This window comes from Arthrobacter koreensis, from assembly GCF_009193255.1.
In the GTDB taxonomy this organism is placed as follows: domain Bacteria; phylum Actinomycetota; class Actinomycetes; order Actinomycetales; family Micrococcaceae; genus Arthrobacter_B; species Arthrobacter_B koreensis.
In genome coordinates this window covers 475,579-491,612 of sequence record NZ_WACG01000001.1, presented here as the reverse complement: position 1 = coordinate 491,612, position 16,034 = coordinate 475,579, and the positions used below count along the sequence as shown (strand labels likewise).

Genomic DNA, 16,034 nt, shown 5'->3' with positions numbered 1-16,034 from the left:
CCAAGTAGACTTGTATCGGATCAGTTGCGAGAAGCGCGGCTGGTGATTGAGTCTTCTAACCTTTCTAGGAGGAACCCGTGGCGAAGGCAAAGTTCGAGCGGACTAAGCCGCACGTCAACATCGGCACCATTGGTCACGTTGACCATGGAAAGACCACGTTGACCGCTGCCATTTCAAAGGTGCTTGCTGACAAGTACCCTGACCTGAACGAGCAGCGCGACTTCGCTGCTATTGACTCCGCGCCGGAAGAGCGCCAGCGCGGTATCACCATCAACATCTCGCACATTGAGTACCAGACCGAGAAGCGTCACTACGCACACGTTGACGCCCCGGGCCACGCTGACTACATCAAGAACATGATCACCGGCGCTGCTCAGATGGACGGTGCAATCCTCGTGGTTGCCGCCACTGACGGCCCGATGGCTCAGACCCGCGAGCACGTTCTGCTCGCCCGCCAGGTTGGTGTTCCCTACCTGCTGGTCGCGCTGAACAAGTCCGACATGGTTGAGGACGAGGAACTTCTCGACCTCGTGGAAATGGAAGTTCGCGAACTGCTGAGCTCCCAGGAGTTCGACGGCGACAACGCTCCCGTCGTTCGCGTTTCCGGCCTGAAGGCACTGGAAGGCGACCCCAAGTGGGTTGCGTCCGTCGAAGAACTGATGGAAGCCGTTGACAACAACGTTCCGGACCCCGTTCGCGACAAGGACAAGCCGTTCCTGATGCCGATCGAGGACGTCTTCACCATCACCGGTCGCGGCACCGTTGTGACGGGCCGCGCCGAGCGCGGTACCCTCGCTATCAACTCCGAGGTCGAGATCGTCGGCATCCGCCCGGTCCAGAAGACCACGGTTACCGGTATCGAGATGTTCCACAAGCAGCTCGACGAAGCATGGGCCGGCGAGAACTGTGGCCTGCTGCTCCGCGGCATCAAGCGCGAAGACGTAGAGCGTGGCCAGGTTGTCGTCAAGCCGGGTTCCATCACCCCGCACACCGACTTCGAGGCCAACGTCTACATCCTGTCCAAGGATGAAGGCGGCCGCCACAACCCGTTCTACTCGAACTACCGCCCGCAGTTCTACTTCCGCACCACCGACGTCACGGGTGTCATCACCCTGCCCGAGGGTACGGAAATGGTTATGCCCGGTGACAACACCGAAATGACCGTTGAACTGATCCAGCCGATCGCAATGGAAGAGGGCCTCGGCTTCGCTATCCGCGAAGGCGGCCGCACCGTTGGATCCGGCCGTGTCACCAAGATCATCAAGTAATTTGATGTTCTGACGCCGGGCCTTTTGGTTCAGCTTTGAAGGGTCCCGCTGCTACGGCAGCGGGGCCCTTCTGCGTTCCCCTCCCTGCCCATACGCAGCGCCGTGCAGGGAAGCTGCGACGGCCGTACCCGCCTCCAGACCTTCACGGAAGGCACGGACGGCGTTCAGGCCCGCTGCGGCCAGGGCCCCTCCGACGACGGTGCAGGGGATACCCGCTTCCTTGAGGTCCTCCTGCAGTCTGGTGTTTTCCACCTGGCCTGCGGCGATGACTACGGCATCTGCCGCAATAACTTCCGCCTCACCGTCCGGGCCGTCGATAAGCAGCCCCCCGGGGAGCAGCTCCCGGTAGGAGATTCCGGTGCGCAGCTCAACGCCCGCGCTGCGCAGCGCCTGCAGTGCGGCCCACCGGGTGGACGGCCCGATGCCGCGGCCCATGGAAGGACCGCGCCGCAGGACGGTGATCTCACGGACCGGACATGATGGGCCGGGGTCCAGGTGCTCCTGGCGGAACCGTGCGGTAGCTTCCGCATCCGATTCAGGCACGGGGACCGCCGTGCCTTTTCCATGAACCAGAAAGTGCGCCAGGTCCACCGCTATCCCGCCGCCGCCGAGGATGGCTATCCGGTGCGGGAGTGCACCTGGATCCTCGAAGGCTGAGCGGTAGTCCAGGACCGGAACTCCCGTCCCTGGCAGGGCCACAATCCTGGGAAGAACCCCGGAGGCGTCCACGACATGCGCGAAGCTGCCCAGATCTGCGGCCGTAACGGCGACGCCGCTGTGGATGCGCACCCCAAGACGCGGCAGTTCGCTGGCGAAGTAGCGGATGGTTTGGGCGAAGTCGCTCTTGCCGGGGACCACCTGCGCCAGCCGGAACTGTCCGCCGATCCCGGGGCCGGATTCGAAGAGCTGCACCCTGGCGCCTGCTGCCGCCAGCGTGGCGGCGGCCTGCATCCCGGCCGGCCCGGCACCGGCAACGGCCACCTCCGTCCCAATACGCCGGTGAGGGAACGACGGCGGCGGGAACTCCGTCTCCCGGCCCGCCCTGGGGTTGACCAGGCAGGAGACCCGGTCCGTGCCGAGCGAACGGTCAATGCAGGCCTCATTGCACCCGATGCAGGTGTTCACCAGATCCTCGCGGCCGGCTTCGGTTTTGGCGACCAGGCGGGGGTCGGCGAGGAAGGGCCGGGCCATCGACACGTAGTCGGCACCGCCGGACGCCAGGGCGGCGTCGGCCTGGGCCACTGAATTGACCCGGTTGGAGCCGATGACCGGTACCGGGTGGCCCCGGCTGTGCAGATGGGCCCGGATCCCGGCAGCGACGCCAAGCCAGCTGCCGTGCGGCACGAGTGACTGGACTGTGGGGATGCGTGATTCGTGCCAGCCGACGCCGATGGCCAACGCTGCCGCACCGGCGGCCGCCAGCGCCTCGGCGAGTGCCGCATATTCCTCCGGGGGAGCAGACCCCTCCACCAGATCCGCTCCGGACATCCGGAAGATCACCGGAAAATCCTTCCCAACGGCACCCCGCACCGCAGCCAGGACAGCCAGCGGAAAAGCCCGGCGCCGGGCTGCGTCTCCGCCCCACGCATCTTCCCGGTGGTTCGCGGCGGGGGAAGCGAACTGGTTAACCAGGTATCCCTCGGAACCCATGATTTCCACCGCGTCGAATCCCAGGGTTCGGGCCTGGGCAGCAGCCGCGGCGAAGTCCGCCAGCGTGGCGCGGATTTGTGTTTCGTCCATGGCCTGGGGCACGGTCCTCGCGAAACCGGACCAGAGTGCGGAGGGCGCCAGGGGAAGCAGGCCGTAGGTGCCGGGGAAGGCGTAGCGCCCGGCGTGGAACAGCTGCAGCGCAATCCGCCCACCGGCGTCGTGCACCGCCCCGAGGGCAGCCTCGGCCGCCCGCAGGTAAGCCGGTTCCCCGGATACCAGGTAGGTGGGGCCACCGGAACCTGCACGGTTCACAGCCACGCCTCCCGTGACGATCAGGCCCGCACCGCCGGCGGCTCGTTCGGCGTAGAACGCCGCCAGCGCCGCGGCGTCGGTCTCGAAGTTCAGGTGCATGCTGCCCATGACGATGCGGTGCGGAAGCCCCATGGACCCGATACTTCCGGGGGCGAATGCATGGGGATGCCGCCGCACGCCCGGCCTCGGGTCAGATGCCACGGGGTCCTCCTAGCCTGCCGATTGGCCGAGGAGGGCTTTGGCAATCACGGATTTCTGGATCTCGTTGGTTCCCTCTTCGAAACGCTGGGCCCGGGCGTCGCGGTAGACCCGTTCAATGGGTTGGGACTGCCAGTAGCCAATGCCGCCGTGTACCTGCAGGGCCTTGTCGGTGACCCGCCCCAGCATGTCCACTGCGGTCAGCTTGGCCATGGATGACAGGGCGGGGGCCTCAGCTTCTGCATTCTGCCAGGCTGCGGCAGCCGTGAGGGTGAGGGCCCTGGCCGCCGCGATGTCCGCGGCGTTTTCTGCGAGGCTAAAAGCGATGGCCTGCCGGGAGGAGAGCGGTTTGCCAAAGGTGGTGCGCCGGGCGGCATAGTCCAGGGCCAGCTGCTGTGCACGCTGGGCAAGGCCGACACAGCTCATGGCCACCGAGATGCGGCTGGGGGTAAGGAAGCCGCCCAGGGCGACTGCCAGTCCTTCGCCTTCTGCGCCCAGCCGGTTGGCTACCGGAACAGGCGCGTTGGTGAACGTCAGGGACGCGTGGTCGGTGCCGCGCACACCCATGGTCCGGGAGGTGTCTTCCACCTCTGCGCCGGGGGTATTCCGGTCAACCAGGAGGGCTACTGTTCCTTCCCTGCCCGCAGTCCCCTCCAGCCGGGCGAAGAGCAGCCAGTAGTCGCAGCGGACCCCGAACGTGATCAGGTGCTTGGACCCCGTGAGGAAGTACGTGTCACCCTCCCGCCGGACGGAAGACGTGATGTCCGCTCCGCTGCCGTTCGCCGGTTCGGTCAGGGTGAAGGCAACCACCGACTGCCCGGCGACGGCGGGAACAATGAACTTCCGCCGCTGGGCGTCGTCGGCGAACGGGTTCATGGCCCGCCAGGTTCCGTTAACCACGTGCACGATCATGCGCACCGATGCATGGGATCGGGAAAAGACCTCCATGAGGCCCATCCACTGCAGGAAGCTCAGCCCGGCCCCGCCGATCTCACGCGGTGCTGCGAGGGAGAGGAAACCTTCGGCACGCAGCTGGTTCCACAGCTCATCCGGCACAATGCCCGTGGTTTCGATTTCCTCAGCCCAGGCCTCGCCGGGGCCAATGACCCACTCAGTGACCCGGGCCAGGAGTGCCTGGTACTGCCCCTCGGGGATGGAGCTGCCGCGGCCGTCCGCTCCTGCGGCGGCCGCTTCAACGCTGCTGGTCTTCACGCCTGGCTCCTGTCTGTGCCGTCCGCGGCACCTGCTGCCAATTGCCGCGCCCTGTCCCGAAGAATGTATTTCTGGACCTTCCCTACCGGATTCCGGGGAATAGCGTCCAGCAGTTCCAGCTGCTCCGGCCAATAGTGCTTGGAGACCTGGCAGCTGTCCAGATACCGGGTGATTTCAGCGAGGGTGGGGCGGACACCCGGCGCCGGAACCACAAAGGCACAGGCCCGCTCGCCCAGGCGCGGGTCCGGCATGGCTGCCAGCGCGACGTCGTCCACTGCCGGATGCCGGAACAGGAGCTGTTCGATTTCGGCGACCGGTATCTTCTCCCCACCGCGGTTGATGACGTCCCTCACCCTTCCCGTGATGCGCAGGTACCCGGCGTCATCCAGGGTGGCGAGGTCCCCGGTGCGGTACCAGCCGTCCTCCGTGAAGGCTTCCTTCGTCAGGTCCGGACGGTCCAGGTACCCCTCGAACATGGTGGGGCTGAGCAGCTCAAAGTTGCCTTCGGTGCCGGACGGCAGCGGCTGGCCGCGGTCACTGACGATCCGGCCCTTCACCCCGGGCAGCAGCTGCCCATCCGTGCCCCAGACCAGTGCCGTGTCCCCTCCGGGGGAGGACACCGCACCGAGACAGGTTTCGGTGGTGCCAAACGCGCCGCAGACCCAGGCGCCCAGCACCCGGGTAGCCTGCTCGGCCAAATGCCGGGGTACGCCGGCCCCTGTGTTGACGAAGATCCGCAGGCCCGCCGGAGCAGGTGCTCCGGCTTCCACAGCCTTCACCAGGTCCGCCAGAAAGGGAGTCGCGGCCTGGACAAAGGTCCCCTTCCATCCCTGCAGCAGGTTCAGGGCCCGGAACGGATCCCAGACCGGCTGCAGGATCTGCGGAACCCCCAGCACGAAGGACAGCCACATGCCGTACAGGAAGCCGGTCTGGTGCGCCAGCGGTGACGGGATGAACACGGCGTCACCAGCATGCAGGCCAAGGTGCCGCGCCTGCAGAGCCGCGGCACGTGAAAGAGTGCAGTGCCGATGAAGCACTGCTTTGGGCTCGCCGGTGGTCCCGGAGGTGAAGAGCAGCTGGGCTGCGGCATCCGCTGCCGGTGCCGCGGCGTCGATCCTTTCCCGGTCCACGGTCGCCTCGGACAGTTCCTGCTCCCAGCCGTGCCACGTGACGCTGGAGTTCCCCTGCAGCGCCGGGGCGGCACCGCCGACCACCAGGACATGCCGGACACTGAGGTCATAACCGGGGTTCATGCCGGTTCCGGCAGAGAGGATGCCGGCCATTTCCTGCGCATAGCGGCGGCCCCGGAACTGCTCCGGCACCACTACGACGGCGGCGCTGGAACGGTGCAGGGCAAAGGCCACCTCCCGCTCCCGGAAGATAGGCATGATTGGCGCAGCAACGGCGCCGATGCGCAGTACTGCTGTACACAGGAGCACGAACTCGGTCCAGTTGGGCAGCTGGAACGCGACCCGTTCGCCGGGACGCACCCCAAGGTCCAGGAGCAGGGCGGCTGCTTTGTCCGCACCGGCATCGAGTTGGGCCCAGGTCAGGTGCCCGGAGTCCTGCGGGCGTCCGTCCACCACGGCTGTCTGGTCCGGGCGCTCGCGGGCCCATCGGCGTACCCAGTCCGCTCCGGGAATCTGCGATGCCGCCTCGGGGGTTGGGGCGGTGGACTGGTCCGGGCGGGAGCGCGGCCTTCTCGATGTGCTGCGCCGGGGAACCGGCCCGTCCTGCACGTGCATCGCCAGGCCGAATGAATTCATGGCATCCAGGAACTCCGGATAGGAGATGCGGTAGGCATTGGGATAGCTGAGGGTACTGCGTCCGACGGCACCGGATGCAGCGACTGCGAGGGACATGAGGACCCGGTGGTCGTTGAAGGAGGAGAGATCCGCTGCCGTGAGGGTGTCGGTGCCCCGAACCACCAGGTCATTTCCCGTGGCCCTGATGCCTGCGCCCATCGAATTCAGCTGTGCCATCGCCGCCACGCGGTCGGATTCCTTGAGCCGAACATGGCCGACATTGCGGAAAATGCTCTCTCCGTCAGCACACGCAGCCATCGCGGAAAGGACCGGAAGCATGTCCGGAACCAGCCTGCAGTCGATGTCTGCGGGCCGCAGCCGCAGCCCGTCATGCCGGATCCGCACGCCGTCCAGTCCGGCGTCGTACTCCATTGGCAGCCCCATCTCCGCCGCAACGTCGAGGAAGTGGGCTTCAGGATGGTCTGCGCCGCGGGCGGTGACGGAGCGCAGCCCTCGCAGCAGGAGGTCCGACGGGTGGAGCGCGGCGGCGGCCAGGCCGAAGGCTGCCGAACCGATGTCTTCCGGCATCCTCAGGTCTGCGGGCACTGCCTCCTGGGCCGGAGGGATCTCGAAGCGGTGCCAGTCCTCCCGGACGTTGACCTGCAGGCCGAAACTGCGCATCATCCGGACCGTCAGTTCCAGATAGGTGCGTTCATTCAGGGGACCGTCCACGACCACGGACGTGGGGTGTTCCGCGAACGGCGCGAGCAGCAGCAGCCCGGAAATCCATTGGGACAGTGTCCCGGCGATATGGACTTCGCCGCCCGCGGGCCTGCCGGCACGCACCCGGATGGGCGGGCAGCCGGTGGGGGAGCCGACGTCGAGCCCCATCTGTGACAGGGCCGAGAGCAGGGGGCCGATGGGGCGGCGCTGGAAATACTTCTGGCCTGTCACGGTGACGTCCCGGGTGCCCAAGGCCGCCAGTCCCACCATGAAGTACAACGTGGTGCCGGAGCTCCCCGCAGACACCTCGTTCCGGACCGGCCGGTATGGTCCGCCGTGCACCACGTAGGTTCCGCCGTCGATGTCGATCCGGGTACCAAGCTGTCGCAGCATCGCCACGGTGTAGTGGACGTGCCGGGCATCGGTGAGGCCGGTGATCCTGCTGAGGCCGGGGGCGAGCGAGGCCAGAATCAGGGCCCGGTGGGCGTGGTATTTGGAGTTGGGCACCTGCGCGTGGCCGTGGATGCGCTGCTGTGTTCCCAGGACCGAAAGATACATGGCATTCAAGCCCTTCCGCCGGCTGTCCTACTCTGGCGGCCACCCCGGGGCCGACGTTACCAGTTGCTCCGAGGGGCCGGAACAGGACGTACTCCCAGTAGCACCAAAGCGGCGGCATTGGCTGAAGAGGATGAGTTTTTCAACATCAGGGCACGCCGCCGGGCACGTTCGGTGAAGGCAATCTAGGATAGGCGGGTCTTGATGTCTAGAGGGGAAGCAGCAGGTCATGGGGGAGATTCTCTTTTTTCTCGTCGTCGCGGGAGTGGGATTCGCGGTGGGCCGCCTAACCCCGCGAAGACGGTCAGTTCCACACAGCGATCCCTCAGCCGGCTACGGGTATGGCAGGACGCTGCCCCATCCGGCGCAGATCTTCGAGGAGGGTTATGCCGCGGGGCGGCGGGATGCTGCGGCGGCTGCGCAACCTTCCTCTACGCCGCAGGGGACTGCTGCGCCGTCTGAAGCTGCCGTGGGTTATGGAACTGCTGCTCCTTCTGGAACCGCTGCTCCTTCTGGAACGGCTGCTCCTCTTGGAACTGCTGCTCCGGCGAGTTCCGCTGCGTCCCGGGAAATCGGCACGCCGCAGCGTCCGGGGCCACAGGATCAGTTCCCTCCACTGGTGCTGCCACCCGTTCCGCCGGCGCCCGCTCCCGTTCCACCGGCTCCCGTTCCGCCGGTGTCGACAGTCCGGCCCGCTGCACCTGCTGCGTTCAGCATGCCCGTTCCGGGGCCACCGGGTCTGCCCCCTCGGCCGGCTGCCGGTTCCGGCGTGCCGGGTCCCGGAAATCCCGTACTCAACGACCCAGGAGCCCGGACACCGTCCACTCCGCCTCAGCCCACTCCGCCTCAGCCCGCTCCGCTGACGGAAGCGGAGCTCGCAGAGCGGAAACGCCGCAGGGACCTGCGCAACATCAACATCACCCTGTACTCGGGCAGCCTCCTCCTGGTGGCGGCCGCAGCCCTGTTCATCGGAATCTCAATTCCGGAACAGGCACGGTTCGCAGGCGTGGGAGTACTGGCAGCGCTCTTCTACGCCTCCGGTCTGGTGATCCACTCACGGAAAGAGGCACTCCGCCCGGCGGCAGTGGCATTCACCGGTACCGGCCTGGCACTCATCCCCGTTGTGGGGCTCGCTTTCTACAACCTAATCCTTCCGGATCCCATGCTGGCCTGGCTTCTCACCTCGGTGGTGGGAACGGCTGGCTTCGCCTATGCGGCCGCGCGGCTGGACAGCCGCGTTGTGTCCTACCTTGCGCTGACCTTCCTGCTCTCCACCGCCCTGGCATCGGGTGCTGCGCTCCGCTCCGGCATCGTGTGGTACTTCATCTGCACAGTCCTGCTGGCCACGCTGATTAGCCTCGCGGCCATCCGGAAACCCCGCTGGCTGCGGAACATCTACCTTGAAGCCTTCGTCGCGTCCCACCGTTTCCTGGTGCCGGCAACCGCCGCAGCCGCCGTCCTCACGGCTACGGACCTCGGTTCAGGACCGCTTTCCGTCCTCTTCCTGGTCTTTGCCGCTTACTACGGCGTCCTGCTCTGGGCCGCGCCGCGCAGCCAGGCACTGGTCCACAGCTACGGTTTGAGGTCAGCAGCGACGGCAGGCTTCGCGATACTCACGTTCCGCCTAACGGACAGCTGGCCGGCCACGTTGCTGGCTGCCGTCGTCCTGCTCGGTGCGCAGGCCGCCCTGCTGCTCGCCGGCCGGCATTGGTACCTTCAGGTCGCTGCAGGGGCGGACCTGCCCGGTGCGGGACGGCGTCCCCGGGCCGAAAGGGACAGCGACGCGAACGGCCACATCCGGGGGCGGGCGGAACAGATACACCTCGCTGATGTCCTGGTCATTCTGGCTGTGCAGTTCCTGGCCGGAACGGCAGCTGCAGTGGCTTATGCCGTGGACTCCCACGCCGGCGGCCCGGGGGAGGCCCTGCTGTTCGCGGCTACTGCGGTGGCAGTCCAGCTGACGCTCTGCGCATCAGCCTGGCGGCTCGCTCAGCGGGCCGAGTTCCTGGCTCCTGCCGGTGTGCTGACTCCTGCTTTGGCCAGTTTGCTGACCCCTGCCGTCCAGCTGTGGCCGGTATTGCTGAACCTGGGTATCCTCACCGGCTACTTTGTCCTGCGTGCAGTGCGCTCCGGCGGCCGCAGGCGCGGCGGTTTCGTCCTGGCTGCCCGGGCCTCGGCCGCCGTCGTGCTGCCGCTGGCAGTCTTCCTGGTGCTTCGGCATCAGGACGCAGGGACAGCGGGAAGCTGGACGGCGGCGGCTGCCTTCCTGGCGGCCGCAGGCAGCCAGCTGTGGTCCGTGCTGGCGGCCGCTTCCGGCCGCGGGGAACTGTTCCCGCGTACCGTGCCCGCAGTGTCCGCTGCTGCCGCAGTCCTGCTGGCTGCCGTGCTGCGCTTTCAAGACTTCCCCTCCACAGCACCAGCCCTGGGAGCGTTGTGGATCATTGTGCTGCTCAACGCGGCCTACTCATTGCTGCCGCTGCGCAGCAACCGCGAGCTGGCCGCGGGCTACGCGCCGGTCGCTTTCCTCGCAGCGGCTGTCCTCGGCGCAGGGCTGCTGGGTGTGCGCGGGTATGTCCTGCTCACCGGTGCCGCACTGGCCTACAGCCTGCTTCAATCCCTGAAACCAGTCATCCCCGCGCTGCGTGCCTGGCACTTCGCGGCGGCGCAGGTGCTGCTGACGGTCCTTGCCGGACTGCTGGCAGCGGACCTTGGGCTTGGAACCGATGGGGTGTTCATCGTGATCGCCGCGGTTCTTGCGGCACAGCACGTCGCACGGACGATGCTCGGGAGCCGGCTGGAGAACTTTGGGCCAGTCCACGCCTTGCGATGGGGAACGCTGCTGGCCCTGGCGGCAGTGCCGCCGGCGTACTACGTGCTGCTTTCCGCGGCGGCGCGGCCGGAGACCGGCACCGTCCTGCTGCTGACAGCGGCCGGAAGCGCCGTGCTCGCTCAGCTGGCCGCAGCCCTGCGTCCGCGTAGGGCCGGCGGCTTCCCCGGAGCGCCAGCCGCCGCGGCGGCGCTGGTGCTCCTGCTCACGGTGGGTGTGCGCACCGCCGAGTTCCCGGCTGCGGTCTCTACTCTGTGGGTGCTTTGGGTGGCTTTCGCCGCCAACCTGCTGACGGCCGTCCTGCACAGACAAAACCGTCTTGCGCTCCTGGCACCGGCCGGATTTGCTGCCGGGATGCTGCTCGGAGCCGGAGTCCTCGGTCTCCGAGGCTATGAGCTGCTCTTTGCCGCAGCGCTCGCGTACTGCCTCGCCCTGGTCCGGGACCGGTCAACCGGACTGCGGGGCATCTACCTCGCCGGAGCGCAGGGAACCGGCACAGTCCTCGCGGCCCTGCTGGCCGCTGACGCTGCCGGAAATTCCCTCAGCGCGTTCGCAGCCGCACTGGGGCTGGGCCTGGCAGCCGGCCACATCCTGCGGACGGTCCTCCACGACCGGCTGAAGGCACTCGGCGCCGTCGAGCCCCTGAGGTGGGGCGGCCTCGCGGCGCTGGCGGCGGTTCCTGTCTCCTGTCTGCTGTTCGAGCACATGCTCGATTCGGCGGCGGTGCTGACGGCAGTGCTCAGCGCTGCGGCAGCGTTTATGGGAACCGAGCTGGACGCGGCATTCAGGAAGGGCCGTGGGATGGCACTGCCGCACACTCCTCACCTAGTCCTGGCCGCGGCAGCCGGTGCGGCCCTCGCTGTCCCTGCCGTGCGGGTAATCGACGGACCATACGCGCTCTGGGCACTGGGTGTCCTGTGGTTGGGACTTGGTGCCAACGTGCTGTGTTCGCTTTTGCTTGGAGCGGGCCGCGGGGAGCTTCTCGCAGCGGCAGGCTTCACCGGCGCTGCGCTTACCGGTGCCGGACTGCTGGGACTGCGCGGCTATGAGCTGCTTGTTCTGGCGGCCCTGGCCTGCGGACTGTTCCTGGCCAGGTTCAGGACGGCACACCGGGGGCAGTACCTGCTCGCTGCGCAGCTGCTGGCCGGAATCCTCGCACTGCTCGTGGCACGGGACGCCGGCGAAAACATTCATGGACTGGCTGCAGCCGGCGCTGCGGCACTTGCTGCAGCGCAAATAGTCCGTAGCCTCCTGGAGCCAAGACCCGGGGCAGGATGGGCCCGGGCTGCTCTCTGGACGAGCATGGGCATCCTGGCCCTGGCGCCGGCAGCCTACGCCGTTCTGCTGACGGGGTCCCCCCGCCGGGACGTTGTTGCCCTGCAGCTGGTCCTTCTCCTGGCCGTTAGCGTGACGGAGTTTGCCCGGAACCGGTATGTCCCGGCACTTCTCCCGGGGCTGTACGCGGTTGGCGCCCTTCCGCTTGTCCTGTCCGACGCCGTCGTGCTGGCGTCCGGTGCCGTGCTGACGGGACCCGTTATGCCTGCGGCAGCGGCAGGACTGGTCCTGGCAGCCCTGGGCGCTGGAGCTCTTGCGGGTCATATCCGGGTGCGCAGCGACGCCGGGCTGGCCACAGCGCTCCTTGCAGCCTCGGTGGCCTATGCGGTTGCCGTGCTGCCCGCAGCCGCAGCTAACGGAGGGAACCTGCTGGCTGCCGCGATGGCTCCCGCCCTGCTCAGTGCTGCAGCGCTGGCAGTGTCCTATACCCGGGGCATTCCATGGCTGGCTGCCGGAACACCCGTGCTGCTGCTGGCGGCGGCACTGCTCGCTTCCGCCGGCTTCGAGCAGGAGCTGCTGGGCCGGCCGTTCACTCCGGGCTACGGGCTGCTGTGGCCGGTTTGGGCAACTGCTCTGGTGCTGCAGGCGCTTCGACTGTTCCTGTCACTGGGAGATGACATATCCAGGCTCCGGGTGCGCATCATGGGTGCCGGATCCTCCTTTGTCCTCCTGCTGGGCGCGGTGCCGGCGATGGCGGAATACAACTTGTCCGCGGTCGCCGGGGCAGTGAGCCTCATCGCGGCGCTTGGCCTTGCGGTGCGGGAAGTCCCGGGTGCACTGCGCGAGACCGCGGCCGAGGCAGCGTGCCTGCCGGCAGCGCTTGCCGTGCTGCGGATCGTCTGGTTCGCGGCCGGTGGAGTGGACGCATTCTGGTCCCTCCAGTACTGGGTGGTGGTCCTCGCCGGAATCGCAGCATGGGAATACCTGCGCCACCGCCCCCGCCGGGGCACGGTGCTGCTGGCAGGGTCTGCGGTAATCCTCTCCGGCAGCGGACTGGGCACCGTCGTATCCGGCGGAACAGGGGAGCAGCTGTGGGCACTCGTCGCCCACGCCGGGCTCCTGGCTTTCGGCCTGCTGGCCAGCAGGAAGCTCTTTACGCTCTGGGGAGCGGCCGGGGTAGCGCTCGCCGTGCTGTGGTACCTCCGCGGATACACCTTCCTGCTGCTCGCCCTGCTGGCGGTGGGGCTGATCGCGCTGGCGGTCTGGCGCCTGACCCGGGTACGGGCGGCTCCGGAACAGCAGGTGCAAGAGACGCTGGAGGAGCGATGAGCGATGAGCGGGATGTGGGGGAGGAATAGCGATGAGCGGGTGTGGGGGAGCTTCGACAACGGGCGGCCCCCTTCCCGGTTGCTCTTTCCGGTACCCCTTCCCGCGGCTCTTTCCAGCCGTGGTCCTGCGGGGGCTGCACCCGGCGGGCCGGGGATTGGGCCGGATTGGAGGGAGACTGACATCGCCCACTGGCCTCCGATAGGCTCGGAGGATGGAACTTCTTATCTTCCTGATCGTCGCGGCAGCCGTTGTCGGCGGACTGGCCTGGGGCCGCCGCCACTTCTCATCCGAAATTGACCGCGCCAAACGCATCCGCCGGGCGAACCGGGACCAGCGCTGACCCGGGAACTGCGCTGCTCGGTCCGGTGCAGGGCGCTGGGCCGGCAAGCCCGGGCGGCACTCTGGAACCGGAGCCAGCCGCCAAACGGGCCGGCCGCCAGCCCGGCACCGGCACCGGCACCGGTCTCTGGCGTCGGCACCGGTCGCGGGCGCGGGTGCGGCGGGCCCTGCTGCCGGGTGCAGGGCTGCCGGATTTCAGCACCGCACTGCGATTTAAGCTCCGGACCCGGCTGGGCTAGACTGAGAAGAAATGACGCGCCATGAACCGGGAAATTAAGGTTCATGGTGACTCCATATGCTAGGAGCCACAGGCATCCGCTGGGCGCTGATTAGCGTTCTGGCCGCTAATCTGGCAGACTAGAGAAGTTGTTCAAGCGCTTTTGTGCCCGCACGCGCTTCAGCAGGCCGCTAACACGGCACTGTGTGCGTGATGAGATTGCGTCCCGGTCAGGATAATGCCTGGCGCAGGGTCGGATCCTTCAGGGGAAAAGCCCATATATAACCCGCCCCCATTCTTGAACGGGTGTTGCCAGTTTCGAATCTGCGACACGCCCGAGCGCGGGGGTCGGAGCCTCGGCAGGTTGAGGAACCCGGAGCTTCCGGATTCAGCTTGTTGGAGGAGCGCCGGGGCCACCATGGCCGCCAGGGGCAAAAACTGTACAGAGAGCAATACTCGAAGAAAGAGGCACGACGCCATGGCGGGACAAAAAATCCGCATCCGGCTGAAGTCGTATGACCACGAGGTCATCGACGTATCAGCACGGAAGATCGTTGAGACGGTCACGCGTGCAGGCGCAACGGTAGTAGGCCCCGTGCCGCTGCCCACGGAAAAGAACGTGTACTGCGTTATCCGTTCGCCGCACAAGTACAAGGACAGCCGCGAGCACTTTGAAATGCGCACGCACAAGCGTCTGATCGACATCATTGACCCCACGCCTAAGGCCGTTGACTCGCTGATGCGTCTTGACCTGCCTGCAGACGTGAACATCGAAATCAAGCTGTAGGGGGGAGCAGATACTTATGTCTTCTTCACTTACCCGCCAGGTTAAGGGCCTCCTGGGCACCAAGCTGGGCATGACCCAGGTCTGGGACGAGAACAACAAGCTCATCCCCGTCACCGTGGTCCAGGCTGATTCCAACGTCATCACCCAGCTGCGCAATGCGGAGAAGGACGGCTACACCGCCGTTCAGATCGGCTACGGCCAGATCGATCCCCGCAAGGTCACCAAGCCGCTGGCCGGCCACTTCGAGAAGGCCGGCGTTACGCCTCGCCGCCACGTTGTTGAGCTGCGCACCGCTGACGCTGACACCTACGAGCTCGGCCAGGAACTCTCCGTTGAGATGTTCGAAGCCGGCCAGAAGGTCGACGTCGTCGGTACCTCCAAGGGCAAGGGCTTCGCCGGTGTCATGAAGCGTCACGGCTTCCACGGCGTTGGCGCTTCCCACGGTGCCCACAAGAACCACCGCAAGCCCGGCTCCATCGGTGGCGCATCCACCCCCGGCCGCGTCTTCAAGGGTCTCCGGATGGCCGGCCGCATGGGCGCCGTCCGCCACACCACGATGAACCTCACCGTCCATGCTGTGGATACCGAGAAGTCGCTGCTGCTGATCAAGGGTGCCGTTCCCGGCGCCCGCGGCCAGGTCGTCCTCGTACGCACCGCCGTGAAGGGAGCTTAGTCTCATGGCTAACAAAGCAACTGTTGAATTCCCCGCAGCAATCTTCGACGTTCAGACGAACGTTCCGCTGCTGCACCAGGTAGTTGTGGCCCAGCTTGCTGCTGCCCGCCAGGGCACGCACAAGACGAAGACCCGCGCCGAGGTTTCCGGTGCAGGCCGCAAGCCGTTCAAGCAGAAGGGCACCGGCCGCGCCCGTCAGGGTTCAATCCGTGCTCCTCACATGACCGGTGGCGGCGTTGTCCACGGACCGACGCCCCGCGACTACAGCCAGCGCACCCCCAAGAAGATGATTGCCGCCGCCCTGCGCGGAGCTCTCTCTGACCGGGCACGCAACGGCCGCATCCACGTGCTGGAAACCCTGGTTGCCGGCGAAACGCCGTCCACCAAGGCTGCACGCGAAGCGCTGCGTTCACTTACCGACCGCAAGAACATGCTCGTTGTCATCGAGCGCGCCAACGATGTTGCTGCACTCTCCGTGCGTAACCTCACCGATGTTCACGTGATCTACGTAGATCAGCTGAACACCTACGACGTGCTCGTTGCTGACGACGTGGTCTTCACCCAGGCCGCCTACGACGAGTTCGTCGGCAAGAACACTGTCAAGGAGGACGCCAAGTGAGCGCGACCACCGCAAAGGACCCTCGCGACGTGGTGCTTGCACCCGTCGTCTCGGAAAAGAGCTACGGCCTGATCGACGAAGGTAAGTACACCTTCCTGGTCGACCCCCGCTCGAACAAGACCGAGATCAAGCTGGCCGTGGAGAAGATTTTCTCCGTCAAGGTCGACTCGATCAACACCATCAACCGTGCCGGTAAGCGCAAGCGCACCAAATTCGGATGGGGACAGCGCAAGAGCACCAAGCGTGCGATTGTCACCCTGAAGGAAGGCACAATCGACATCTTCGGCGGTCCGCTCAGCTAGGGC

The 16,034-nt window shown here is 66.7% G+C and carries 10 protein-coding genes; 7 read left to right on the top strand and 3 right to left on the bottom strand.

The features are described from left to right. Positions 1–77: 77 nt before the first annotated feature. Entirely contained in the window at positions 78–1,268 is a 1,191-nt protein-coding gene (tuf, locus tag GD628_RS02240) for an elongation factor Tu (protein WP_066295960.1), read from the top strand. Between the two features lie 51 nt (positions 1,269–1,319). Here the strand turns inward: tuf and GD628_RS02235 are convergent, their stop codons facing one another. From GD628_RS02235 to aroA, 3 genes are read right to left on the bottom strand one after another with little or no spacing between them, the layout of a single operon-like run. Continuing rightward, a complete protein-coding gene (locus GD628_RS02235) occupies positions 1,320–3,407 on the bottom strand; it encodes an oxidoreductase (protein WP_226802375.1) in 2,088 nt (695 codons plus the stop codon). A gap of 33 nt (positions 3,408–3,440) precedes the next feature. Beyond that, a complete protein-coding gene (locus GD628_RS02230; protein WP_226802298.1) occupies positions 3,441–4,640 on the bottom strand; it encodes an acyl-CoA dehydrogenase family protein in 1,200 nt (399 codons plus the stop codon). After that, entirely contained in the window at positions 4,637–7,666 is a 3,030-nt protein-coding gene (aroA, locus tag GD628_RS02225) for a 3-phosphoshikimate 1-carboxyvinyltransferase (RefSeq protein ID WP_152273703.1), read from the bottom strand. The genes GD628_RS02230 and aroA overlap by 4 nt, the downstream gene beginning before the upstream one ends. A gap of 766 nt (positions 7,667–8,432) precedes the next feature. On the opposite strand from aroA, the gene GD628_RS02215 reads away from it, so the two are divergent. The 6 genes from GD628_RS02215 to rplW all read left to right on the top strand — a co-directional run bounded on the left by GD628_RS02215 (position 8,433) and on the right by rplW (position 16,031). After that, positions 8,433–13,094, top strand: a complete 4,662-nt coding sequence (locus tag GD628_RS02215) for a hypothetical protein (RefSeq protein ID WP_152273702.1) — start codon at positions 8,433–8,435, stop codon at positions 13,092–13,094. A 211-nt stretch (positions 13,095–13,305) separates the two neighbouring features. After that, positions 13,306–13,434, top strand: coding sequence for a hypothetical protein (locus tag GD628_RS16835; protein ID WP_263127434.1), 129 nt, complete (start codon positions 13,306–13,308; stop codon positions 13,432–13,434). A gap of 694 nt (positions 13,435–14,128) precedes the next feature. Further along, positions 14,129–14,437 (top strand): 30S ribosomal protein S10, encoded by a 309-nt coding sequence (rpsJ, locus tag GD628_RS02210; RefSeq protein WP_003803825.1) that lies wholly within the window; start codon positions 14,129–14,131, stop codon positions 14,435–14,437. Between the two features lie 16 nt (positions 14,438–14,453). Continuing rightward, positions 14,454–15,110 carry a 50S ribosomal protein L3 gene (gene rplC, locus GD628_RS02205; RefSeq protein ID WP_055239346.1) on the top strand — a complete coding sequence of 219 codons (657 nt, stop codon included), beginning with the start codon at positions 14,454–14,456 and terminating at the stop codon, positions 15,108–15,110. Between the two features lie 4 nt (positions 15,111–15,114). Further along, complete coding sequence (gene rplD, locus GD628_RS02200; RefSeq protein ID WP_152226477.1) at positions 15,115–15,729, top strand: 50S ribosomal protein L4; 615 nt, start codon at positions 15,115–15,117, stop codon at positions 15,727–15,729. Beyond that, on the top strand, positions 15,726–16,031 hold the full coding sequence (gene rplW, locus GD628_RS02195) for a 50S ribosomal protein L23 (protein WP_055239348.1): 306 nt from the start codon (positions 15,726–15,728) through the stop codon (positions 16,029–16,031). Before rplD ends, rplW begins: the two co-directional genes overlap by 4 nt. Positions 16,032–16,034: the final 3 nt, after the last annotated feature.